Origin of the sequence: Methylobacterium sp. Leaf469 (genome assembly GCF_001424745.1) — a bacterium.
In the GTDB taxonomy this organism is placed as follows: domain Bacteria; phylum Pseudomonadota; class Alphaproteobacteria; order Rhizobiales; family Beijerinckiaceae; genus Methylobacterium.
On sequence record NZ_LMRE01000042.1, the window covers coordinates 1 to 23050 of the forward strand.

The 23050-nt window shown below is 69.4% G+C and carries 23 protein-coding genes and 3 tRNA genes; 4 read left to right on the top strand and 22 right to left on the bottom strand.

From position 1 onward, the window contains the following. The first annotated feature begins 533 nt into the window (after positions 1-533). The gene (locus ASG60_RS16855) at positions 534-1640 is read left to right on the top strand and encodes a hypothetical protein (protein ID WP_056386786.1); all 1107 of its coding nucleotides are present in this window, start codon (positions 534-536) and stop codon (positions 1638-1640) included. Here the strand turns inward: ASG60_RS16855 and ASG60_RS16860 are convergent. The 4 genes from ASG60_RS16860 to eno form a co-directional block, all read right to left on the bottom strand. After that, the gene (locus tag ASG60_RS16860; RefSeq protein WP_082531809.1) at positions 1598-3364 is read right to left on the bottom strand and encodes an HAD-IIIC family phosphatase; all 1767 of its coding nucleotides are present in this window, start codon (positions 3362-3364) and stop codon (positions 1598-1600) included. The genes ASG60_RS16855 and ASG60_RS16860 overlap by 43 nt on opposite strands. Positions 3365-3471: 107 nt before the next feature. Further along, a complete protein-coding gene (locus ASG60_RS16865) occupies positions 3472-3723 on the bottom strand; it encodes an acyl carrier protein (protein ID WP_056386788.1) in 252 nt (83 codons plus the stop codon). 125 nt (positions 3724-3848) lie between these two features. Beyond that, positions 3849-4259, bottom strand: coding sequence for a DUF393 domain-containing protein (locus ASG60_RS16870; protein WP_056170896.1), 411 nt, complete (start codon positions 4257-4259; stop codon positions 3849-3851). Between the two features lie 80 nt (positions 4260-4339). Then, positions 4340-5629: a phosphopyruvate hydratase gene (gene eno / locus ASG60_RS16875; RefSeq protein WP_056261289.1), complete on the bottom strand. Its 1290-nt coding sequence runs from the start codon at positions 5627-5629 to the stop codon at positions 4340-4342. A 281-nt stretch (positions 5630-5910) separates the two neighbouring features. Between eno and queF the strand changes: the two genes are divergently transcribed. Further along, positions 5911-6375 carry a preQ(1) synthase gene (queF, locus tag ASG60_RS16880; protein WP_056170890.1) on the top strand — a complete coding sequence of 155 codons (465 nt, stop codon included), beginning with the start codon at positions 5911-5913 and terminating at the stop codon, positions 6373-6375. A 32-nt stretch (positions 6376-6407) separates the two neighbouring features. Here queF and ASG60_RS16885 read toward each other — a convergent pair whose 3' ends face one another. From ASG60_RS16885 to ASG60_RS16955, 15 genes are all read right to left on the bottom strand, one after another. Continuing rightward, the gene (locus ASG60_RS16885; protein ID WP_244476707.1) at positions 6408-6896 is read right to left on the bottom strand and encodes a hypothetical protein; all 489 of its coding nucleotides are present in this window, start codon (positions 6894-6896) and stop codon (positions 6408-6410) included. A 213-nt stretch (positions 6897-7109) separates the two neighbouring features. Then, positions 7110-7433 (bottom strand): hypothetical protein, encoded by a 324-nt coding sequence (locus ASG60_RS16890; RefSeq protein WP_056170882.1) that lies wholly within the window; start codon positions 7431-7433, stop codon positions 7110-7112. Between the two features lie 101 nt (positions 7434-7534). After that, a complete protein-coding gene (gene kdsA, locus ASG60_RS16895; protein WP_056261297.1) occupies positions 7535-8407 on the bottom strand; it encodes a 3-deoxy-8-phosphooctulonate synthase in 873 nt (290 codons plus the stop codon). A 9-nt stretch (positions 8408-8416) separates the two neighbouring features. Further along, positions 8417-8902: a hypothetical protein gene (locus ASG60_RS16900; RefSeq protein ID WP_056386987.1), complete on the bottom strand. Its 486-nt coding sequence runs from the start codon at positions 8900-8902 to the stop codon at positions 8417-8419. A 41-nt stretch (positions 8903-8943) separates the two neighbouring features. Beyond that, a complete protein-coding gene (locus tag ASG60_RS16905; RefSeq protein ID WP_056170876.1) occupies positions 8944-9270 on the bottom strand; it encodes a BrnA antitoxin family protein in 327 nt (108 codons plus the stop codon). Continuing rightward, positions 9257-9529 carry a BrnT family toxin gene (locus tag ASG60_RS16910; protein ID WP_056361277.1) on the bottom strand — a complete coding sequence of 91 codons (273 nt, stop codon included), beginning with the start codon at positions 9527-9529 and terminating at the stop codon, positions 9257-9259. The genes ASG60_RS16905 and ASG60_RS16910 overlap by 14 nt, the downstream gene beginning before the upstream one ends. Positions 9530-9583: 54 nt before the next feature. Next, positions 9584-10027, bottom strand: a complete 444-nt coding sequence (locus ASG60_RS16915) for a hypothetical protein (RefSeq protein WP_056386789.1) — start codon at positions 10025-10027, stop codon at positions 9584-9586. 62 nt (positions 10028-10089) lie between these two features. Beyond that, entirely contained in the window at positions 10090-11385 is a 1296-nt protein-coding gene (locus tag ASG60_RS16920; RefSeq protein ID WP_056305234.1) for an aminotransferase class I/II-fold pyridoxal phosphate-dependent enzyme, read from the bottom strand. 203 nt (positions 11386-11588) lie between these two features. Further along, on the bottom strand, positions 11589-13139 hold the full coding sequence (locus ASG60_RS16925) for a Do family serine endopeptidase (RefSeq protein ID WP_056386791.1): 1551 nt from the start codon (positions 13137-13139) through the stop codon (positions 11589-11591). Between the two features lie 106 nt (positions 13140-13245). Next, a complete protein-coding gene (locus ASG60_RS16930) occupies positions 13246-13920 on the bottom strand; it encodes a DUF2459 domain-containing protein (RefSeq protein WP_056386989.1) in 675 nt (224 codons plus the stop codon). A 38-nt stretch (positions 13921-13958) separates the two neighbouring features. Further along, positions 13959-16700, bottom strand: a complete 2742-nt coding sequence (locus ASG60_RS16935) for a valine--tRNA ligase (RefSeq protein WP_056386793.1) — start codon at positions 16698-16700, stop codon at positions 13959-13961. Between the two features lie 111 nt (positions 16701-16811). Then, positions 16812-17441 (bottom strand): DUF2497 domain-containing protein, encoded by a 630-nt coding sequence (locus tag ASG60_RS16940; RefSeq protein ID WP_200918852.1) that lies wholly within the window; start codon positions 17439-17441, stop codon positions 16812-16814. Positions 17442-17735: 294 nt separating this feature from the next. Next, positions 17736-19130 carry a TolC family outer membrane protein gene (locus ASG60_RS16945; RefSeq protein WP_056170859.1) on the bottom strand — a complete coding sequence of 465 codons (1395 nt, stop codon included), beginning with the start codon at positions 19128-19130 and terminating at the stop codon, positions 17736-17738. A gap of 227 nt (positions 19131-19357) precedes the next feature. Beyond that, a complete protein-coding gene (locus ASG60_RS16950; protein WP_056170857.1) occupies positions 19358-20017 on the bottom strand; it encodes a protein-L-isoaspartate O-methyltransferase in 660 nt (219 codons plus the stop codon). Between the two features lie 206 nt (positions 20018-20223). After that, positions 20224-20297, bottom strand: a tRNA-Cys gene (locus tag ASG60_RS16955). A 325-nt stretch (positions 20298-20622) separates the two neighbouring features. Between ASG60_RS16955 and ASG60_RS16960 the strand changes: the two genes are divergently transcribed. Beyond that, positions 20623-20698: transfer RNA gene (locus ASG60_RS16960), tRNA-Asn, on the top strand. 164 nt (positions 20699-20862) lie between these two features. Next, positions 20863-20938: transfer RNA gene (locus ASG60_RS16965), tRNA-Asn, on the top strand. 268 nt (positions 20939-21206) lie between these two features. Here the strand turns inward: ASG60_RS16965 and ASG60_RS16970 are convergent. From ASG60_RS16970 to ASG60_RS16980, 3 genes are all read right to left on the bottom strand, one after another. Further along, complete coding sequence (locus ASG60_RS16970) at positions 21207-21410, bottom strand: hypothetical protein (protein WP_056095218.1); 204 nt, start codon at positions 21408-21410, stop codon at positions 21207-21209. A gap of 215 nt (positions 21411-21625) precedes the next feature. Continuing rightward, complete coding sequence (locus tag ASG60_RS16975; RefSeq protein WP_056386794.1) at positions 21626-21859, bottom strand: hypothetical protein; 234 nt, start codon at positions 21857-21859, stop codon at positions 21626-21628. 50 nt (positions 21860-21909) lie between these two features. Next, positions 21910-23028 carry a branched-chain amino acid ABC transporter substrate-binding protein gene (locus ASG60_RS16980; RefSeq protein WP_156398947.1) on the bottom strand — a complete coding sequence of 373 codons (1119 nt, stop codon included), beginning with the start codon at positions 23026-23028 and terminating at the stop codon, positions 21910-21912. Between the last annotated feature and the right edge of the window lie 22 nt (positions 23029-23050).

The window sequence follows — 23050 nt, forward strand, 5'->3', positions numbered from 1 at the left end:
CAGACTGGAGAAACCGTGGTACCGACCACAGACTGGAGAAACCGTGGTACCGACCAAACCATCGTCGGCCTTCCCAGCGGTCCGGAGCGTCTAGAGCCCCGTCGTGCCCCTGTCAACCCAAGCAATCCAGCAAGCCAGACCACCCAACCAACACAAAACACCACCCCAAAGACAAAAACAGTGGACCATCCAGCCAAAGCCGGATCATCCATCCGATAACGCCTCCAAGAGAACCGGCGCCGCCGCCAAGACCTAAGTCCCGCTGGCCGCCGCCGATGAACAGGCTTCTACGGGCCCACAGCCCAACCGTCAACGGCCAAATGACGGGGAAACGAAATTTTCGCGACGAAAGCGTCATCCCGCCTCACACGGCCCCCTGACGCGATCTGGAACGCCAGTTCCGACGCTCCCTCCGTCCGCATTCGGCCCAGGATCCTGCCGTTCCGAGCGACTTGAGATGCGGTCGGCGCGCGCGGTATGCGTCGTGGCATGACGCACCGAGACACTGCGCAGCCCCGACAGGGGCGAGCCCGATGAGGTTCGCCCTCCCCTGGCGCCGCATCGCTCCTCCCGCCGGCCGTGCCATCGGGGCTCTGGCGACGCGTTTCGAGAGCCTCGGCGACAATTGCGAATTCGGGTTGGTGCAACGCTATTGCGGCGTCGAACCCCTGGGCCTGTTTCGATTCTCGTCCGTCGAACACGCGGCGCTGATCGACGCCCTCGAGACTGATTTCCGGCACTATGGCGCGGCCGACGATCTCGAGATCCTGGCGAGCTTTACGGGGCGGCTCTATGTCCGCAGCCGGCGCTACGGGTTCGCCTACAACACGTCCGATTTCATCGAAACCACCGCTCCGGAGACGATCCATCGGCGCGAGATCGGCAAGATCGCCTATCTCAAGCGCCGTCTCTTGGAGGATCTCGCGTGCGGCGAGAAGATCTTGGTGCGCAAGGGCGATACCGATGGGCAGGCCGATGCCCTGGCCCGGGCGATCCGGCGCCACGGACCCGCGCCTCTTCTCAACGTGCGTGCGGCGCAGCCGGGGGACCCGTCAGGACGGGCGGAGGCGCGCGACGGCTGGCTGGCCGGACATGTCCGGCGCTTCGCACCGTACGAGACCGCCTACGAGATCGACCTCGAATCCTGGTTCGATCTCATGACCGATGCAGACCGCCTCGTTCGGGCGCGGGGCCTCGCGGCTCCCGCTCCGGTCCTGCCGAATCTCCTGACCGGTGCGTCGGGCCGGGCCGTCGCGCACGTGCTCGGAACGCCCACGGACGGCGTCTGCGTGTTCGGTGCGCGCCAACGCACGGACCGCCTCGATCCGAACGCGGTCCACGTCTTTTCCGCCTGGGTCTGGGTTCCAGCGAGCTTTCGCGGCGAGCGGGTCGGGGCGGCCATCGGGCATTTTCGCCTCGGCTGGCGCGATGCCGACCTCGACTTGCGGGAATGCTGGCAGCGGGTCTGGGTCGCGGCACGCATGCCCGACAGCTATCGCGATCTGATGATGGGGCTCGTCGTCGTCGGGCCGGTGGGCGACCGCCTGTGGTCGGCCGGGCGGCGACTCGAAGCGGCCCCCCTCCCCGGCCCGGCGCCTCAGCCGTGGGCGATGACGATGGGGCTCGGCCCCGGCCTGTAATCGGCGAGCGCCAGGCGGAAGGTCTCGCTGCCGTCGGCCTCCGCGGCGAGGGGCGTGAACCCGAGCCCGGGGTAATGGCCGCGCACCATGCCGTTCTTCGGGCTCGGCCGGTAGCGGCCGACGAGGTGGCGGCCGCCCGCCTCAGCGACGACCTCCGCCAGAACCCTCAGAACCGCCGCCTCCACCCCTCGGCCGAGGACCCGGCAGCTCATCAGCCAGGTCTCGATGGCATGGGTTTCCGGCTCGGTCTCCCGCGCCACCACCACGCCGATCATGCCGTTGTCGCCGAGGCGGTCGACGAGCCGGAACTGCAGGCCGAGGGCGTGCGGATCGGCGATCAGGGCACGGATCTCGTCCTCTGTGGTGCGCCGGGTGGTGAGGTTGAACTGGTTGGTCTTGTTGATCAACTGGACGATGCGCGGCAACCCGACGGGGTCGAACCGCCGCCAGACCAGGCGCATGCCGAGGCCGGCGAGGTAGGCGGCGAGGTCGCCCCCTTCCGAGACGGCCGCCACCCGCGCGGCGTTGGCGGCGTAATGGGCCCCGCGCGCCCGGTCCTCGTCGGTGACGCGGAGGGCTTCGAAATAGCCCGCTTCGGCGAGGCGGCCGGCGTAGAGGGCGGGGTCCTCGGGCAGTTCGGGCACGGCCACCATGGGCAGCTCGGCCCGCACCCATTCGCGCTCGAACGGATTGTCGTCGACGAAGACGAGGGCGTCGAGGCCGATGCCGAGGGTCTCGGCGACCCGGCGCAGGTTCGTGGCCTTGTCGTCCCAGTTCGCCAGGAAGGCGGCGATGTCGCCCCGGCGCAGCAGCATCTCGGGATGATTCTCGAACACGTCGAGGGCGTTGGCCGCGTCGTTCTTCGAGACGACGGCAAGGATCACCCCGCGCGCGGCGAGATCGTGCGCATACGCCTGGAGGCCGAGATAGGCCTCGCCCTCCGCGCTGCCCTGCCCCAGGACGAGACCGGCGGTGCCGTCGTCGCCCACCACGCCGCCCCACAGGGTGTTGTCGAGGTCGAGCACGAGGCACTTTTTCGAGAGGCCCTGCCCCGCTGCGAGCAGCCGGGCGACGTGGTCGCCGTAGAGGGGGGCCGCGGACGGTGCGATCGCCTGCTTGGCGCGCAGCCACCAGACCGGATCGTGCCAGGCGGCGAGTCCGTCCTGGGCCGCCGCCTCGTCGAGGGCGAGGATGTCGACGCCGTCGGACTCCGCCGCCGCGCGGATGCCGGCGTTGAGGCGCGTCACGGCGTGGCGGCGCGAGCCGGGTAGGCGATGCTCGTTGGAGCCCATGAGGGGCAGTGCCACGGGAAGAAGCGTCTGCTGGATCACCGGGCAGCGGAAGCCGTCTCGCGCGCGGCGCCAGGTCTCGCGCAGGCGGCGAAGGGCTTGCGCCTGGGCCGCCTGCGCCTCCTCCGGGCCGGCCGCGGGGTTCAGACCGCCGGTGAGGTGCGGGGTATCGAGGGCGAACAGGATCGCGTCCGGTCCGAACGCGTGCAGGCCGGAGGCGGGATCGGCCAGATCCTGCGCGTAGGCACCGAAGGGCGCCTCGTAGGTCTCCACCCACAGGCCCCGGCGCAGGCCGCCGATGCGGATCGCCGGCAGGAGGTGCGAGACCGTGGACGAGGACAGCACGGCGAGGCGCAGCGGACGCGTCGCCAGATCGCCGGGCGGTCCCGCCGGAAACGCCTTGCGCACCATCCGGTCGAGGCCGTTCGTCCGCATCGGGTCGAGGCGTGTGTTGGCCAGGGCGACGAACGCGTCCCAGGATCGGGCACGCGCGGTCGCGCCCGCCCAATCCTTCGGTTCGGGGAGCCAGGCGAGGGGGAGGCTCAGGGCCGGTCCGCCGTCTTCGCCGCGATGATGGCGATGAAATCCGCCACCCGCGCCATGCCGTCGACCTCGCGCGTGGTGAAGCGGATGCCGAATTCCGCCTCCGCCGCGACGATGAGCTCGATCATGCGTCCCGAATCCCAGCCCTCGATGTCGTTCGCGGTGGTTTCGGGATGGATGATCAGGGCGGGATCGCCGAACACCTCGCGAAACAGGGTGGTCAATCGTGCCTGGACCGCGTCGGTGTGCATGCCGCCCTCGCCTCGTTCGCCCGAGCTACGATCCGGGCCGATCTCGGCGCCCGCATATCAAGACGCCGCCCGGTCAGCCACCTCTTTCGCTTGCCCCGGGGCTGTCCCGGCGATCTCCCCCGAGCTCACGGGGAGCGCGGTCCGCACGCCCCGTCGCAGGGTGTCCGGCCCCCGAGGATGCGGGCGATCCGGGGCCGCAGGGGGAGGAACAGGCGGTAGGCGACCTCGGCAAGCCACGGCACGCCCGGGACGTGGCGTATCCAGGCGAGGCGATGCCATCCGGGCAGATGCGCCCACAGGGTGAAGAAGCCCGCGGCCCCCGAGGCGAGGCGTCCGTCGCGGTCGCGCACATGGAAGCGGGCTCGGGCGTCGGCGCGGCTGAGGCCGCCGAGATCGGCCGGACCATCCCGGCTCACATCCACCCAGGCGAGGGCATCGGCACCCCGGCACCGGCGATAGGTTCGGATCTCGGCCGCACAGAGGGGGCAGGCGCCGTCGTAATAGACGGTGAGCGGGGCGTCGGAGGTCGTGTCCATCCCCGTGAGATAGGGCGGTACGCACGAAAAAGCGGCCGCGACAGATGCCGCGGCCGCCGGGTGTTCGATGAACGTAGGGCTCAGTGCGCGGAGCGGATCTTCAGGGCCTCGCGGCCGGCATAGCGGGCCTGCGAGCCGAGGCCCTCCTCGATGCGGATGAGCTGGTTGTACTTCGCCAACCGGTCGGAGCGGGCCAACGAACCGGTCTTGATCTGCCCGCAATTCGTCGCGACGGCGAGGTCCGCGATGGTCGAATCCTCGGTCTCGCCGGAGCGGTGGGACATCACCGCGGTGTAGCCGGCGCGCTGGGCCATATCGACGGCGGCCAAGGTCTCGGTGAGCGTGCCGATCTGGTTCACCTTCACCAGGATCGAGTTCGCCGTCCCCTCGACGATGCCGCGCGACAGGCGGGTCACGTTGGTGACGAACAGGTCGTCGCCGACGAGCTGGCAGCGGTCGCCGACGCGCTCGGTCAGCAGCTTCCAGCCCGCCCAGTCGTCCTCAGACATGCCGTCCTCGATGGACAGAATCGGGTAGCTGTCGACGAGCTTGGCGAGGTAGCTCACCTGCGCCTCGATGTCCCGGGTCTGGCCCTCGCCCTCGTAGCGGTAGGCGCCGTCCTTGAAGAACTCGGTGGCGGCGCAGTCGAGGGCCAGCACCATGTCGGTGCCGGGCTTGAAGCCGGCGGCCTGGATCGATTGCATGACGAAGTCGAGGGCGGCCTCGGCCGAAGGCAGGTTCGGGGCGAAACCGCCCTCGTCGCCCACATTGGTGTTGTGGCCGGCCTTCTTGAGGGCGCCCTTCAGGGTGTGGAACACCTCGGCACCCATGCGCACGGCCTCGGCGAGCGAGGACGCGCCCACCGGCATGATCATGAATTCCTGGAAATCGATGGGATTGTCGGCATGCGCGCCGCCGTTGATGATGTTCATCATCGGCACCGGCAACACCCGGCCCTGCGTTCCGCCGATGTAGCGGTAGAGCGGCAGGCCGGCGGTTTCGGCCGCCGCCTTGGCGACGGCGAGGGAGACGCCCAGGATGGCGTTGGCACCCAGCCGCGCCTTGTTCGGCGTGCCGTCGAGTTCGATCATCGCCTCGTCGATGGCGATCTGGTCCTCGGCGTCCATGCCCCCGATGGCGTCGAGGATGTCGGACTGCACGGCGTTGACCGCCTTGCGCACGCCTTTGCCGCCGAATCGACCCTTGTCGCCGTCACGCAGCTCCACGGCCTCGTGGGCGCCCGTGGAGGCACCCGAGGGCACGGCCGCCCGGCCGAAGGAGCCATCCTCGAGGAGGACGTCGACCTCGATGGTCGGGTTGCCCCGGCTGTCGAGGATCTCGCGGGCGGCGATGTTGGTGATCGCGGTCATGCAGGAGCCTTCTTGCGTCGTTGCGATCCCTGGGGCGAGCCCGACACGAGGCCCGGTCCTCAATCCCTGCCGACCGGGGCATCGGGTCGAGATCGCGATTCAGTCGAGGCTTATCCGCCAACGTCACGCATCGGGCAAGCGTCCGGCCCCTGCGGAGGGTGGGAAGGCTCCCAAGAATGTTCGCCCGCCCCTCAAGAAAATCTTGTCGTCGCCCTGTGCTCCACGCGACAGCGACGAACCGACAGATGCGCGCCCCTGCATCGCACGTTATAGCGAGGGGCATGACGCACGCGCCCCTGAACCCCGAAACGCTCCAATTGGGGCAGGCCACGCCCCTTCCCGGCTCCCCCGAGGAGGCCCGTCTCGATCGGGTGCCGAATCCGCATCCGGGTACGGATTACCTCGCCCGCTTCACGGTTCCGGAATTCACGTCGCTCTGCCCCGTCACGGGCCAGCCGGATTTCGCCATCTTGGTGATCGACTACGTGCCGGGTCAGTGGCTGGTCGAATCGAAGTCGCTCAAGCTGTACCTCACGGCTTTCCGCAACCATGGGGCCTTCCACGAGGATTGCACCGTCGGCATCGGCTTGACCCTGACGGAACTGCTGGCCCCGCGCTACCTGCGCATCGGCGGCTACTGGTATCCGCGCGGCGGCATTCCCATCGACGTGTTCTGGCAGAGCGGTGAGCCGCTGAAGTCGGTCTGGCTGCCCGAACAGGGTGTGCCGCCCTACCGGGCACGCTGAGGCGCACCGGGCCTGCACGCCCCTCGGCGGTCCTAGCGGTCTTCGTAGATCGCGCGCCGAACCTGCTCGACGAACCTGCTCTGCGACTCCGTCGGGCCCTGATGGACCGTGGCCACCGCCGTCAACATCCGGCACAGGTCATCCCGCTCGCCCTGGGTCAGCCGGTCGCGCAGGAGCGGCGCGAGGGACCGGATCGCCAGATCGGGATCGGGTGCCGCCTGATCGGCCGCATGGCGGATCACCACCATACGGGTTGCCAGATCGTCGCTCGGGTCGGTCACGTCGCGCATTTGGGTCAGGATCTCGCTCTCCTGCTCGGGCGTCCGGACGCCGCGCTGTCGGGCCACCAGCGCCATCAACACGCCGGCCGCATCGGCGGGATTAAGCAGGGATCGCAGCGGCGCCGAACGGATCTGGCGCTCGCTCGCCCGTCGGCGCCGGGCGGTCCGCCAGTCCCGTACGGCGTGATCGATGTGTTGCATGCCGTTCCCGTACCTGACCCAGTAGATCAGGCCGGTCACGAGGGCCCCTGCCAGAGCGATGAGGATCGGCATTCGAAATCGTCTCCGCGCCCGTTCGCGCGGTCACCTCATGCAATCTAGGCGTGTGTTTGGCAATCGTCGCCGATGGTCGAACGGGGCCGTCCCCCTGTTGCGTGGTCTGCCCTCGCCGTGCATGCGAAAGGCGGCCGGCTCGCGCCAACCGCCCCGTCGTTCGCACCCGTGAAAGGTGCCTCAGTAGCCGTAACCGTAGGCGGGGGCACCGTAGCCGTAGGCCGGACGGTCGTAGCCGCCGCGATAGTAGGAATCGCGGGCTGCACCGGCCGCGATGGCACCCGCCGCGAGTCCGGCGATCCCCAGGCCGACAGCCGCGCCCGTACCGATGCCCCGGCGACCGCCGCCCCGATAGGCATGACCGCGATGGCCGTACCCACCGTGATTGTAGCCGCCCCGACCGTAGCCGTAGCCATGACCGCCCGGGCGTGCCTCGGCCGCCGTCGTTGCCGCCATGGCGCCGAGGGACAGGGTGACGGCCGTGATCATCGCAAGCTTACGCATGAAGGTTCCTCGAAACGTTGCATCTCTTGAGAATAGCAACGGTCTCGAAGCGGGAGGGTTCCCCGATCGGCCATTCGCGGCGAAAGCCCGAAGATTGGGATTCACCCGCGCGGGGATTTGTCGATCGCCTTGGCGAGGCGGTCGAATGCCTGCAATTCGGCCAGGAGTGCGGGCATGTCCTTCAACGCCACCATGTTGGGACCGTCCGACGGGGCGTGATCGGGGTCGGGATGCGTCTCGATGAAGAGGCCGGCGACACCGACGGCCACGGCCGCCCGGGCAAGCACCGATACGAATTCCCGCTGACCGCCTGAGGTGGCGCCCTGCCCGCCCGGCTGCTGCACCGAATGGGTGGCATCGAACACCACGGGGGCGCCGTGGGTGACGCGCGCCATGATCGGCAGGCTGCGCATGTCGGACACGAGGGTGTTGTAGCCGAAGGAGGCGCCGCGCTCGGTCACCAGGACGTTGGGGTTGCCGGCACCCGTCACCTTGGCGGCGACGTGGGCCATATCCCAGGGGGCGAGGAACTGGCCCTTCTTCACGTTGACCACCCGGCCCGTCGCGGCGGCGGCGAGGAGCAGGTCGGTCTGCCGGCACAGGAAGGCCGGGATCTGGAGCACGTCGATCACCTGCGCCGCGACAGCGCACTGCCCGGCCTCGTGCACATCCGTGAGGACCGGCAGGCCGAACCGCTCCTTGATCTCGGCGAAGATCGGCAGTGCGCCCGCGAGGCCGAGGCCCCGGGCAGTGCCGCCGGAGGTGCGGTTGGCCTTGTCGAACGAGGCCTTGAACACGAGGCCGATGCCGAGCGTGTCCGTCATGCCCTTGAGGGCATCGGCGATCTCCACGGCGTGGTCGCGGCTCTCGAGTTGGCAGGGGCCGGCGATGAGGGCGAAGGGCAGGTGGTTGGCGAAGGCGACGCGGCCGGCCTGGACGACGGAACCGGCGGTATTGGGGGCAATCTCGAACATGGGAGCGGTCTAGCCCGGCCGGCGCTCCGCGAAAAGGCCGGCCCGGCGGCGCAGGGGGGCGGCCGGCGTCACGATGCAGACCGTGAGGCTGCCGGACAGGGTGTCGTCGCGCGGCCCGGTCTCGCAGCGCAAGGCCGCCTTGCCGACGATGCCCTCGCGCGGCAGGCCCGTCAGCAGCGAATCCTGGTGGAGCGTCAGGGCCAGGACCTCGACGGCCTCGGCCTTCGCCCCCGCGAGCGCCTCGGCCGCGCGTCCGACGAGCACGAAGAAAGGCCGTTCGGGTTCGCGCGCCTGGGATCCGAACACCATCCGGCGCGGCGTCCGACAGGCGAGGCTCATCCGCTCGGCATCGGCCGCTCGGAACACCGCGCCGGACCCGGCGCGCCCGGCGAGGGACGCGCCCGTGGCGCGGATGACCTTGGCCGTGAGGGCGTCGCAGGCGTCCGCGGCGTGGGCCGTGCCACCGACGAGAGCAACGAGCAGACCGCTCGTCATCCAAAGGGCATGGACCGCGCGAGTTGGCTTGCGCGAGGTGCTCACCCCTTCGTCTCCACGGGACCAAGTTTGGCGGCGGCGTCCCGCAGAACGTCGTTCATCCGAGTCTGCCAGCCCTCGCCCGTCGCCTTGAACGCGTCGATGATGGCGGCATCGAGCCGGATCGTCACCGGAACCTTGACGCGCTCCTTTTCGGAACCACGTGATTGGCGGAGCTTTTCGCCCAGCGTCGGGAACGCCTCGGCGAACGGACGTGCAGTTCGGAAATCGTCCGCGGTCCATTCCGGGTTGTCGGTGACCGCGTTCCAATCGGCCTGGGAATAGCCCGGATTGGGGACGTAATCGGACGCGATCTTAGTGGCGGCCATACAACATCCTTTCCAATGCACTCGCCGGCCGAAGACTGATGAGGGTCAAGGCCTCCGTGCCGAGTGGGGATACGATCGCAGCGACGACGATGCGGCCGTTGAACGATCCGATCAGCTCACTCCGCGGGCGACCGGTCTGGCTGGATTTGGCCGGAACTTCCAAGGCGGTCGCGAAATTAAAACCGGCCTCGAAATCCGCGAAGTCCAGATCGTGTTTGACGAGATTCGCCAAGCGCTTCGGCTCATCCCATACAATCATCGACCATCTGTACGATGAGAGCTGCCTGACCGTCTACGGCGGGGAAACGAACGCTTAACGCCCCACCTCGAGCGACCCCGTCCGTTCGTCCGGGCAGGCGGCGTCGGGGTGCGCGCGCAGGATGCGCGACAGGCGGACCGGGCGCGTGCCGGTGTCATCCTCCAGCACGCCCGTGAGGGCCTCCACCGTGAGCGTCCCCGTGAAGCGAAGCGTGTGCCCGTCCGAATCCACCGTGAAGGCCAGGGCCTTGGAGGCGGCGTCGACCCGGACGGTCCCCGCCTGGACGGGGCCCGCCAGGGCGGCCTCGTAGATCAGCGTATCCCCCATCGGCGAGCGGCGCAGGGTCACCCGGTGGCCGACGGGCTCGTGGTCCGCCGTCAGGCACAGATCGGCATAGACGGCGGTGCCGGACGCCCACGAGGTCCGGGCCTGGGCCGCGCCGGCCGCCGCCCACAAGGCGATGGCGAGGCCGAGGGTCCGTGTCGCGATCCCGCCCATCGCCGCCTCCCTGTCTCCGACGCGCCCCGGGGCGCGTCGGTTTCCAGATCGCGTCGGGCAGCCTACGCGGCGTCGCGTTCACGCACCCGGCGCTCCGCCTCGACCGATGCAAGAAGGATGCACACGGCGATGCCTTCGGCGGCGGCGGTGACGTCCTTCAGGCTCGGATAGGAGGGCGCGAGGCGCAGGACGCTGTCGCGCGGATCGCGGCCGTAGGGCGAGGTCGCGCCGGCCGGGGTCAGGGCGAGGCCGGCTTCCTTGGCCAGACGCACCACCTCGGTGGCGGTGCCGTCGCGCGCCTCGACGGTGATGAAGTAGCCGCCCTCCGGCTTCGTCCACCGGGCCGCGCCCGTGCCGGCGAGGTGGCGGGACAGGGCTTCCTCCACGGCGGCGAATTTCGGCGCCAGCAGGGCGCGGTGCGCGTCCATGTGGGCGTCGAGACCGGCCGCGTCGCGCAGGAAGCGGACGTGGCGGAGCTGGTTGAGCTTGTCCGGCCCGATGGTGCGCTTCGACGCGCGGGCGAGGTACCAGCGCACGTTCTCGGGCGAGCCCGCGAAGAAGGCGAGGCCGGCGCCGGCCAGGGTGATCTTCGAGGTCGAGGCGAAGACGAAGGCGCGGTCCGGGTTCCCGGCCTCGGCGCACAGGCTGAGGATGTCGGCGACGGCCACGCGCTCGGGGGTCAGGTGGTGGACCGCGTAGGCGTTGTCCCAGAACAGGCGGAAATCGGGGGCGGCGGTCTTCATGGCGGCGAGGCGCCGGACGGTCTCGTCGGAATAGGTCTCGCCCGAGGGATTGGAGTATTTCGGCACGCACCACATGCCACGCACGGCGGGGTCGGCGACGGCGGCCTCGACCACGTCCATGTCGGGGCCGTGGCCCGTCATCGGCACGGGGATCATGCGGATGCCGTAGGCCTCGCACAGGGCGAAGTGCCGGTCGTAGCCCGGCACCGGACACAGGAAGGCGATGTCGCTCTCCTTCGACCAGGGCTTCACGGACCCGGGCACGCCCGTGAGCAGGGCCCAGGCGATGCTGTCGTGCATCATCGCGAGGCTCGAATTGTCGCCGACCACGATCCCATCGGCCGGTGCGTCGAGGAGGTGGGTGAACAGGGCACGGACCTCGGCGATGCCCTGTTGGCCGCCGTAATTGCGCGCATCCTCGCCGGCTTGCGTGACGTAGTCGCCGTTGCCGGCGAGGCCGAGCATGCCGGCGGCGAGGTCGAGCTGCTCGGGCGAGGGCTTGCCCCGGGTCATGTCGAGCTTCAGTCCCCGGGCCTTGAACGCCGCGTAGGCGTCGCGGGCGCGGGCGTGCAGGTCCGCGAGATCGGCAGGATTCCGATCGGCGATGGTGGTCATGGGTCGGTTCCGGATGGTTGGGGTGCTGCAATCAAACGCGATGCACCATGACCGCTCGCGGGGCGCGCGTCACCCTGGCGGGAACGCGTTCCTCGACGCCCTGCCCTGCGCTCCGGACAAAAGGAAGCCGGCCACGCGGGGCCGGCTTCGAGTCGAGGAGGGAGGCGTGAGGGAGGGGCGGCCGGTCGGCCGCCCGGAGCGGATCAGCCGGCCTTGTTGAGGGCGACGGCGACGAAGCGGGTGGTGCCCTTGGAACTCTTCACCCGCATGAGCACCGCCTTGCGGCCGCTCGATTCGGCGGAGCGGATGCGCTCGGCGACCTCGGAGGGCCGGGAGACGCTGGCACCGGCGACATCGAGGATGATGTCGCCCTGCTCGATGCCCTTGGCCGCGGCCGGGCCTTCGGGATCGACCTCCATCACCGCCACGCCCTCGTCGCCGGCGCCGACCTCGGAGGCCGGGGCGAGGCTGAGACCGAGGCGGGGCTGACCGTCCGACGACGATCCACCGCGACCGCCGCCCGTGGCCGATTTCGGGTCGTTCGGAAGCGCCCCGAGTTCCACCGTGGCGGTGTCGGACTTGCCGCCTCGGAGGTAGGCGAGTTCGACCTTGGCGCCGGGCTTCAAGCCGGCGATGCGGCGGGACAGTTCCTTGGCGTCGTTGACCGGGGTGCCGTTGACCGATTCGATGACGTCGCCGGACTTGAGACCCGCCTTTGCGGCGGGGGTTCCGGCCTCGGCATGGTCGACCAGTGCGCCCTTGGCCTTGTCGAGGCCGAGGCCGTCGGCGATGTCCTTCGTCACCGGCTGGACCTGCACGCCGAGGTAGCCGCGCGCCACCTTGCCGTCGGCCCGGAGCTGATCGACCACCGCCTGCACGGTCTCGGCGGGAATCGCGAAGGCAAGGCCGACGCTGCCGCCGGAGGGCGACGCGATGGCGGTGTTCACGCCCACCACTTCGCCACCGACGTTGAAGGTCGGGCCGCCCGAATTGCCCTTGTTGATGGGGGCGTCGATCTGCAGGAAGTCGTCGTACGGCCCGGCGCCGATGTCGCGGCCGCGGGCCGAGACGATGCCGGCGGTCACGGTCCCGCCGAGGCCGAACGGATTGCCGATGGCCACCACCCAGTCACCAACGCGCGGCGCCGACTTGCTGAGCGAGACGTACGGAAAGGGGCCGCCCTCGGTGATCTTGAGGAGCGCCAGATCGGTCTTCGGGTCCTTGCCGATCACCTTGGCGTCGAGGGTGCGGTTGTCGTCGAGGGTCACCTGCACGCTCTTGGCCTTGTCGACCACGTGGTTGTTGGTGACCACGTAGCCGTCGGCCGAGATGATGAAGCCCGAGCCCATGGCGCCGCGCTGACCCTGGCGCTTGGGACCCTGGCCGCCGAAGCCGGGGCCGCCCTGCCCACCCTGCCCGCCGGGACCGCCCTGGCCGAAGCGCTTGAAGAACTCGCGCAGCTGCGGCGGCACGTTCTGCTGGCCCTGGTTGCCCGGGCCGTCCTCGTCGTCCGAGGTCGCGCTGTCGTCGAGCTTCACCTTCACGGCGACGACGCCGGGCTTCACCTTGTCGACGACGGTGGCGAAGGAGCCCGGCGGGTGGTCCGGCGTCTCGATGGGGTTCTTCGACAGGGCCTGGGCCTGGACCGGGGTCACGGGCTGGGTGACGACGCCGACGGCGCCCGTCGCCAAGAGGGCGGCCACGGCGACGGAGGCGAGGGCGTTGCGGCGCAGGCGGTTCGGCTGGACGGGCATCAGAGATCTCCGGATCGGGGGACGCCGCCACACATTCCCCGTGGGGAGCGGCGGGCCGTGATCCAGGGTGTAGGGCCGGCCGGGTGACCCCGCCGTGGCGGCGACATTACGGTTTGGACAGGTTCGGCTCGGGTATCAGTCCGGCGCGCCAGCGCAGGTCGAGGAGAAGCCCCTGCGGGTGGGTGTCGAGCAGGAGCGTCACCGGCACGCCCGCCGCATTGAGGAGCCGGGCGGCCCAATGGTTGCAGACATTGGCGTAGGAGAAGCGCCCCTCCCCCTCGTAGAACAGGCTCGGCCCGTAGAGTCCCGGGCCGCCGGCGACGGGATGCCCGTCGACGAGGCGAAAACTCGCGTCGAGGCGCGCGAGGAGCCGCGCCAGTCCGGCGCCGGAGACCCGCACGGCCACGAGGTCGGAGAGCGGAAAGCTCGCCCGCGCGGTCCGCTCAAGGCCGACCACCTGCACCACGCCGGCGCGACCGCCGGGGGTGAACAGGGCCTCCAGGGCGAGGCGGGCGTCGAACTCGGCGAGCGTCGGCGTCGTGCGGTAGAAGCGGGCCTCGCCCCAACCGAATTCGAGGTCCGGATAGGCCTGGAATCGCAGGGCGATGGCCCGCAGGGCCGGGCCGGCGCCCTCCCCCGTCAGGGCCTCGCGTGGGATCACGAGGCCGGAATGCCAGCCGTGATTGACGAGATAGAGGGTCCGGGTGTCGCTTCCCGTCGCAGGATAGAGCACCGGGTCGCCGGGGCTCGCCGTGAGAACCACCGCGAGCCCGAGGAGCATGAGCAGGCCGGCGAACCCGAAAGCCAGCCTGCGTCGGGTCACGGGGTCTGGTCGGTGAGCCGGGTCAGGGCCTCGGTGATCTTCTCCAGGCGGGAGGCCTGGGCGGCGCGGCGCTCGTGCTGCTCGTCCACGATCTCGTCGGGCGCGCGGGCCATGAAATCGGCGTTGGCGAGCTTGGCGTCGATCTTCTCGATCTCCGTCGCGGCCTTGGCGGCTTCCTTCGTGAGCCGCGCGACCTCGGCCCCGAGATCGACGATGCCCTCGAGGGGCAGGGCCGCCACGGAGCCGCGCACGAGGAGCTGCACCGCATTGCGCGGGGCCGCATCCGCGAAACCGATCTCGGACAGGCGGGCGAGGCGCAGGAGGGTGTCGCTCCAGCGGGTGGCGCGGGCCCTCAGGGCGTCGTCGGCGCCGATCACCACGAGGGGGATCTGCGCGCCCGCCGGCACGCCGGTCTCCGAGCGGGCCGAACGGATCTCGGAGACGAGGTCCACGAGCCAGCCGACCTCGGTCTCGGACGCGGCGTCGTTCAGGGCGGCGAGATCGGGCCAGGATGCCAGGGCGAGGAGCCCCCGGTCCGGGACGTCCTCACCCTTGATCCCCCACAATTCCTCCGTGAGGAACGGCATGAACGGGTGAAGCAGCTTGGCGATCTGATCGATGAGGAAGGCGACGGTTCCTTGCGTCTCCGCCCGCACGCCCGCATCGACGTTTTCGCCCTGCAACACGGGCTTCGCCAACTCCACGTACCAATCGCAGAAGATGTTCCACACGAAGCGGTAGGCCGCCGCCGCCGCGTCGTTGAAGCGGTAGGCGTCCAGCGCCGTCGTGACCTCGGCCACGGCCCGGGCCGCCTCGCCGAGCGCCCAGCGGTTCAGGGGATCGGTGGCGGTTTCGGGGCGGTAATCGGCGCGCAGGGTGCAGCCGTTGATCTCGGCGAAGCGCGAGGCGTTCCAGAGTTTGGTCGCGAAGTTGCGATAGCCCTCGACGCGGTTCACCGCGAGCTTGATGTCGCGCCCCTGCGCCGCCATGGCCGCGAGGGTGAAGCGCAGGGCATCGGCGCCGTAGAGCTCGATGAGACCGAGGGGATCGACGACGTTGCCCTTCGACTTCGACATCTTGGCGCCGGCAGCGTCGCGGACCAGGGTGTGGAGGTAGACCGTGGAGAACGGCACCCGGTCGGTGACGTGCAAGCCCAGCATCATCATCCGGGCGACCCAGAAGAAGATGATGTCCTTGCCCGTCACCAGGGTGTCGGTGGGGTAGTGGCGCGCGAGTTCGGGCGTGGCGTCGGGCCAGCCGAGCGTCGAGAACGGCCACAGGGCCGAGGAGAACCACGTGTCGAGGACGTCCTCGTCGCGGGTCAAGGCGACCGGCCGGCCGTGCTTCGCATCGGCCTGAGCTTGCGCCTCGGCCTCGCTCGCGGCGACGAAGAATCCGCCCTCCTCGTCGTACCAGACCGGAATCTGGTGCCCCCACCACAGCTGGCGCGAGATGCACCACGGCTCGATGTTCTCCAGCCACTGGAAGAACGTCTTCTCGTAGTTGTCGGGCACGAACCGGGTCTGGCCGTCGCGCACGGCCTGGAGGGCGCGTTCGGCGAGCGGCTTCACGTTCACGTACCACTGGTCCGTGAGGTAGGGCTCGATGACCACGTTGGAGCGGTCGCCATGGGGCACGGCGTGGGTGTTGGGCTCGACGAGGCGCAGCCGCTCGCGCGCCTCCATGAGGGCGACGACCTGCTTGCGCGCCGCGAACCGGTCGAGACCGTGCAGGGCGAGGGCCTCGGGATCCGGAGTCGCACCGGCCAGGAAGGCGGCGTTGCCCTCGAGGCTGATCCGGGCTTCCGCGTCGAGGATGTTGATGGGCGTGCAGCCGGCGCGGCGGCCGACCTCGAAGTCGTTGAAGTCGTGGGCCGGGGTGATCTTGACCGCGCCCGTGCCCTTCTCTGGGTCGGAATAGGTGTCGGCGACGATGGGGATGAGGCGCCCCACGAGCGGCAGGCGCACGAACTTCCCGACGAGGTGGGTGTAGCGCTCGTCGTCCGGGTGGACCGCCACCGCCGTGTCGCCCAGCATGGTCTCGGGGCGGGTGGTCGCCACCGTGATGACCTCGCCGGTCTCGGCGCCGTCCGCATCCACCAGGGGGTAGTCGAAGTGCCAGAGATGGCCCTTCACCTCGACCTGAAGCACTTCGAGGTCCGAGATCGCCGTCTGGAACTTCGGGTCCCAGTTCACGAGGCGCTTGTCGCGGTAGATCAGGCCCTGGGCGTGGAGATCCACGAAGGTCTTGGTGACCGCCCGGACCATCTGGTCGTCGGGGGCGCCGTTCAGCCCCATGGTGAAGCGCTCGCGCGACCAGTCGCAGGAGGCGCCGAGCCGCTTCAGCTGATTGACGATGGCTCCGCCGGATTCCGCCTTCCAGGCCCAGACCTTCTCGACGAAGGCGGCGCGGCCGATCTCGCGCCGGCCCGGCTCCTTAGCTTCGGCCAAGCGGCGCTCCACCACCATCTGGGTGGCGATGCCGGCGTGGTCGGTGCCGGGCTGCCACAGGACGTCGCGGCCGCGCATGCGCTCGAACCGGGCCAGGATGTCCTGCAGGGTGTTGTTGAGGGCGTGGCCCATGTGAAGGCTGCCGGTGACGTTCGGCGGCGGGATCACGATGGTGAAGGGCCGGGCGTCCGCCCGGTCGGGCCGTCCGGCCTTGAACGCGTCGCCCGCCTCCCAGGCGGCACTGACGCGCGCCTCGACGGCGGCGGGGTCGAAGGTCTTGTCCATCATGGGCGGGGTCGGGCCAGTTCGAGCATTGCGGGTCTATGCGGGTTGGCCCGCTTTCAACCCGTCAGGCCCGCCGCGTCAACACGAGGGCGGATATTCCCCGCCCGCGATCCCTCAACGCCCGCGTGCGACGCGCTCGATCTCGGCCCGCACGAGGCGCTCGACCAGGGGCGGCAGGTTCTCGTCGAGCCAGCCCTTCAGCATCGGCCGGAGCATGTCCTGCACGAGGTCTTCCAGGGTGCGGGGATTGTTGGACAGTACCGTATTGGCCAGCATGTGGAACGCTTGGCCGACGCTGGCATCGGTCACCGACGAGGTCAGGCGCTCGGCCGCCTCGGGCTCGCGATACGCCGGCTGCGGCTCGCGATACTCCGTGCGGGGCGCTTCGTAGGCCGGCTGCGGCGCCGGACGCGGCGGCTCCGGGGCGGCCATGCGAACCGGTTCGGGCTCCGGCTCGGGATCGTCGTCGAACGAGATCGCGTCGAAATCGAGGGTTTCGTTGGTGAACCCGATATCGGGCTCCTCGAAGGTCGCGGGCGCCGGGGCCTTGCGGACGGGCTGCGCCACCTCGGCGAGGTCAAGGATGTCGTCGTTCTCAGGGAGCGGCGGAGCGGCGCGCACGGGCTCCACCACCTCGGCCTTGGCGTTCTGGTCGTCGGCGATGATCCGGCGGATGGAGGCGAGGATCTCCTCCATCGAGGGTTCCTGCGCCTTGTCCGGCACCTTGGGGCTGGCTGCACTCATCCGGACGACGCTCGGCTCTCAAGGATAACGGTTCACGCTATCCGCCACTATTTCACGCTCCCATCCCGACACAAGCGCCCGGCGGAACGGGGTACGGGATAAAGTCCGCCGCCGCGATTCCCTTGGCCCGTGTGGCCGGAGGGCGACCCCCGGGATCGCCCGGCGCCGCCCCTTCCGAAGCGCACGCCCCCGCGGGAGACCCACGCGACGGCCCGAGCAACGGTCGGTTAACCAATCTAGGTTAAACCGGACTGCATCGGTGCAGCGCCGGATCCCCTAAGACCGGACGCCCGATCAGCGCCCATCGGGGGTGCGGACGCCGAACCATAGATCCTTGACCTGGTCGAAATGCTCCTTGGGGCTATAGGCCGCCACAGGGAGGGCGGTGAAGCGCACGGTGAGGCGGCCGATGGTCTGGACCACGCCGTAGGAGTTCACCACCCGGTCGCGCTGGGCCAGGATGAGGTTGACGCGGGAGTTGAGCAGTTCCTGCTGCGCGTTCAGCACGTCGAGAGTCGTGCGCTGACCGACGCGGGCTTCCTCGCGTACGCCATTGAGGGCGACCTCGTTGGCCTGCACCTGCGCCTGCGAGGCGATGACCTGGGCCTTGGAGGCTTCGAGCCGGCCCCAGGAGGTGACGATGGCCGAGCGGATCTGGTCGCGGACGTCCTCGACCTCGATCCGGCGCTGGCCCACGAGCTCCTTGGCCTGGCGGATCTGCGAATAGGTCAGGCCACCCTCGTAGAGCGGCACGGAGATGCGGCCGACGATCTGGGCGTTGAGGCTGCGGTCGCCGGGGAACTGGCTGTCGAAGCGCTGCTGGACCGTGCCGGACAGGCCCGCCGTGGGGTAGAGCTGGCCTTCGAGCACCTTGACGCTGGCCTCGGCCACGTCGACCGCATGCATCGATGCCAGGATCTGGGGGTGCTCTTTCAGGCCGATCGTCACGGCGGCGTCGAGATTGGCCGGGACGTAGCGGTCGAGGGGGCGGCCGGGGGCGAGCTGGCGCGGCTCGACACCGATGAAGCGGCGGTAGGTGCCGATGCTGGCGCGCAGGGTCGCCTCGGCGCCGCTGACTTCGGAGCGGGCGCCGGCGAGGCGCGCCTCGGCCTGGGCGACGTCGGTGCGGGTGACCTCGCCGACGTTGAAGCGGTCGCGGGTCTGGCGCAGCTGCTCTTCCAGGACCTCGACGTTGTTGCGGCGAAGTTCGAGGTTCGCCGTGTCGCTGAGCACGAACATGTAGGCCTGCGCCGCGCTGAACAGGGTGTTCATCTCGACGGCGCGCAGGGTTTCGCGCGTGCTGAGCACGTTCGATTCCGCCCGGCGGGTCTGGTTGTCCGTCTGAAATCCGTTGAACAGCGTCTGGTTGACGGTCAGGGATGCGCCGCCCGGCCGTGTCACGTTGTTGATGTCCAGTGTCTGGACCCGTCCCTCGGTCCGAGCGAGACCGATATCGGCCGATCCGCTCACCGTCGGGCGATAGCCGGATTTCGCCTGCGCGACGTTCTCGTCGACGCCACGCAAGGCGGCGCGGTTCGAGTTCAGGGTCGGGTTCGCCGCATAGGCGCGCGACAGCGCGCTCTCCAGCGTCTCGGCCTTGGCCGGATGCCCTACCGCCAGCGTCACTGCGACGATGCCAGCGCATCGAAGCCCATGGCGCATCGCTGGTTTCCGTTCTCTCACGTTCATCAGCCCTTGCGGTTTCACGATGAACCGGTCGGCCGCTATCCTGCGGCGCCGCGCATTCGCGCAATCCGGGTTGCCCGCCCATGGGCAAGTCTAGCCGAACTTGGCGTCGCGGGCATCGGGGTGGGGACTGGCCGGGTGTTGAATGGACGGCAGTGCCACAAAAAAGCGACACCGGCCGGTCGTCGACGGGGCGTGGTCGCCCCGGAAGGAAGGCGGCGCGACGCGTCCTAGAAGGCGAAGTCGTTCGCGGCCGCGAAGGGACCGAGCACCGGAAGCGTCGCGTCGAAGAGCGGGCGGGCGCCATAGGCGTCGCCGGTCCGGACGAACAGCGTCGCCTTGGCGGCGCGCGGTTGCCCGATGACGCAGACGAGGCGTCCGCCCTCCTTCAGCTGTTCCAGGAGCGCCTGCGGCCGCACCTCGACGCGACCGTTGACGAGGATCCCGTCATACGGCCCGCTCGCCGGAGCACCGGCCTCCAGCGGGGCTTCGACGAGCTCGGTACCCGCGAGACCGCCGAGGCGCTCACGCGCACCGGCCGCCAGGGTGGCGGAGGATTCGAGGGCGACCACCTCGGCACCGAGGTGGTGCAGGATTGCGGCCGCGTAGCCGTAGCCAGTGCCGACATCGAGCGCCTTGGCGCCTGCCTTGAGGTCCAGGGCCTGAATCATCCGGGCGAGCAGCATCGGGGCCGGCATCGCGCGAACATCGCCACCGCCGCCGTCGAGGGTCAGGGTCTGGTCGATATAGGCGAAGTCCTCGCGTCCGGGCGGGACGAACCGCTCGCGCGCCACGTCCTCGAACGCGTCGAGGACGGGGACGCTGTTCACGTCGAAGGTCCGCAACTGACAATCGACCATGAGGCGTCGCGCCTGCGCGTAATCGAGCATGAATGCGGTCTCTTCCTTCGACGGCGGTTCCGGCGTCCGGTCCGGACCCCCTCTCGTGGGAGGCCGTTCGGTGACGCGCGAAGCCCGCGGGTTGTCGGGGATGGGCGTTGAAAACGCAAGGTTCCGGCACGCCGGCGCGCGTTCGCCGGTCCCCGTGCGAGAATATCGGGGACAGCGACGGAAAGGGATGGGAAATGGGAAGGATTTGGAGGCCTCGCCCGGAATCGAACCGGGGTGCAAGGATTTGCAGTCCTCTGCGTAACCACTCCGCCACGAGGCCTTCCCGCTCTGCCCCGAACGAGCGGGGCGGCGCCCCCGGCCGGGCGGTCCGTCCGGGGTGAGCGGTCTCTAGCAGAGGGGTGGGCCGATCGGCAACGGTGTTTCGCCGGCCAATCCATGTTTCCCCGGTCCACCCATGTTTCCCCGGTCCACCTATGAGAAGTCGCGCGGGGGGGGCGATGTGGTGAATCCGGCCCTTCCAAGCCGGCGCTCGCGATCCGGTCCGGCCGAGGCGGGTGGCGCTCGGGAAATGCGACGGATTTGTCAAACGCCGGTCCCCGGGGCCTTGCGTCCGGCGGCGGCCCTGTGTAGAGACCCGATCGCGGTCCCCGATAGCTCAGTTGGTAGAGCAAGCGACTGTTAATCGCTTTGTCGCAGGTTCGAGTCCTGCTCGGGGAGCCAAATTCTTCTCTCGATCTTGCGCTGTGCCTTCGTGGTGCAAGGTTAGGATCATGGTCCTCCGGACCTTCGTTTCATCCTGGGTCGGCGCAATCCTTGGCGCGATCCAGGTGGTCATGCCGCTCTCTTGCGCATCCCATCGGGTTCGCGCGGAGCCGTGGCGGTGATCCCCGATAGCTCAGTTGGTAGAGCAAGCGACTGTTAATCGCTTTGTCGCAGGTTCGAGTCCTGCTCGGGGAGCCAATCCTTCGTCCATGCCGGGTGTCTCGGGCCAAGTGCCTGGGGGCGCCGAGTGCCGAGACTGACACACCCCGCCATCCTCATGCTCGCCTGCCCGGCCGGGCCGCCCGAAATGGCCCCTCCGGGGTTCCGCCGTGACGCGGAGCCGGGCTGCGTGCGGCTGTGTTCTGCCACCCACCCTGCCGAGCCATCGATGATCTCATGAAAAACGCCGCAGACCCTGGGGTCCGCGGCGTCGAAGGAGGTGGGTGGCGATGTCGGTCGGTTGGACCTACCGGTCGCCGGCTCCCGAAAGGAGCTTCTCGATCTGCTCCATGCCGTTGCCGTAGGCCTTGGCCTCGGTGGGCAGGCTGCGGTCGGACCGCTGCACCAGCTTGCCGTTCTTGCGAATGGCCCACTGGTAAGGCGCGCCTTCCGCCTTCGGCGGCACGATCTCGAGGGTGTAGGGATGGGTGTTGATGGTTGTCTCGCTCATCCGCGCACTATGCCATGCGGGAGCGCCGCTCGCCAGACACCGGAGCGTTCAAGAAATCGATAAACGGCCCTTCGGTGCATTTTCTCACGCGGAGACAGGCCTTTTCACCCGCCCCGGCCATGCACGGCGCGGGTTCTGCGATCGCGCTCCCAGGTGATTCGCGGTCGGTCGGGCGTGATCGTCTCCCGGGAGGTCGATCCCGGCGGATGCGGTCTTCAGTCGGACGGGGGCTGTTCGGCTAACGATCGCACGTCGGTGATTCGGGCGTCGTCGGACGTCCGTGCGGCCAAGGCCCGGGCACGCCAGGCGTCGCGCTCGGCCAGAGCTTCGGCCAGGGCGGCCTCCGCCCTGTCGGCCCGGGTCGTCTCCAGCTTGGCCAGGGCCTGTGCCCGTTCGCGCGCCCGGGTCTCGGCCGCCATCTGGACCTTGAGGTCCCTCGGCGTTCCCATGATCTGTTCCTCGATGCCGGCGCCGGCCCGGGGGCCGGCGCCGCGGGACCTTATTGGGCCACTTCGTTGCCGGCGTAGTTGATGGAACCGTCGGCGCCCTTCTTCCAGACGTACATGACGTAGTCCGGCCGGGTGATGTCGCCCTTCTTGTCGTAGGCGATGTCGCCGATCACCGTGTCGAACGGCTTGCCCTGGTGCAGGACGGCCGCGACCTTCTGGCCGTCGGAGGATTTCGCGATCTCCATGGCCTGCTTCAGGATCTGGACGGCGGCGTAGGAGTAGAGGGTGTAGCCCTCGGGATCGAAGTTGATCGCCTTGAAGGCGTCCACGGTCGCCTTGGATTTCGGGTTCTTGCGAGCGTCGGGCGAGAACGTCATCAGGGTGCCGTCGGAGCCGGGGCCGCCGACCTGCGCGAACTCGCGGTCGGCGATGCCGTCGCCGCCCATGAGCGGGGCGGCGAGGCCCTGGTCGCGCATCTGGCGGATCAGCAGGCCGGCCTCGGTGTAGAGGCCGCCGAAATAGATCACGTCGATGCCCGCCTGCTTGAGCTTCGACACGAGGGACGAGAAGTCCTTCTCGCCGGGGTTGATGCCCTCGAAGATCACGTTGGTGCCGCCCTTGGCCTTCAACGCCTTCAGGGTCTCGTCGGCGAGGCCCCGGCCGTAGGGCGTCTTGTCGTGCACGAACGCGATCTTCTTGCCCTTGAACTTGTCCGCGAGGTAGGCGCCCGCCACCGCGCCCTGCTGGTCGTCGCGGCCGCAGGTGCGGAACGTGTTCCAATTGCCACGCTCGGTGTACTTGATCGCCGTCGAGGCCGGGCTGATCTCGATGATGCCGGATTCGGCGAGCACGTCCGAGACCGGGATCGAGACGCCGGAATTGAACGCGCCGACCACGGCCTTCACGCCCTCGGAGGCGAACTTGTTGGCCACCGACACGCCCTGCTTCGGATCGGAGGCGTCGTCGCCCACCGTCATCACGAGCTTCTCGCCGTTGACGCCGCCGGCCTTGTTGATGTCGGCGATGGCCTGTTGCGCCCCGGTCTTGATCTGCGCGCCGAAGGCGGCGTTCGGCCCGGTGACGGGGACGACCACGCCTATCTTGATCTCCGCATGCGCCGCCGTAACCATCAGGCCCAGAGCGACGCCCACTGACAACACTGACTTCATGCTGGTTTCCCCTCTCGAAGCG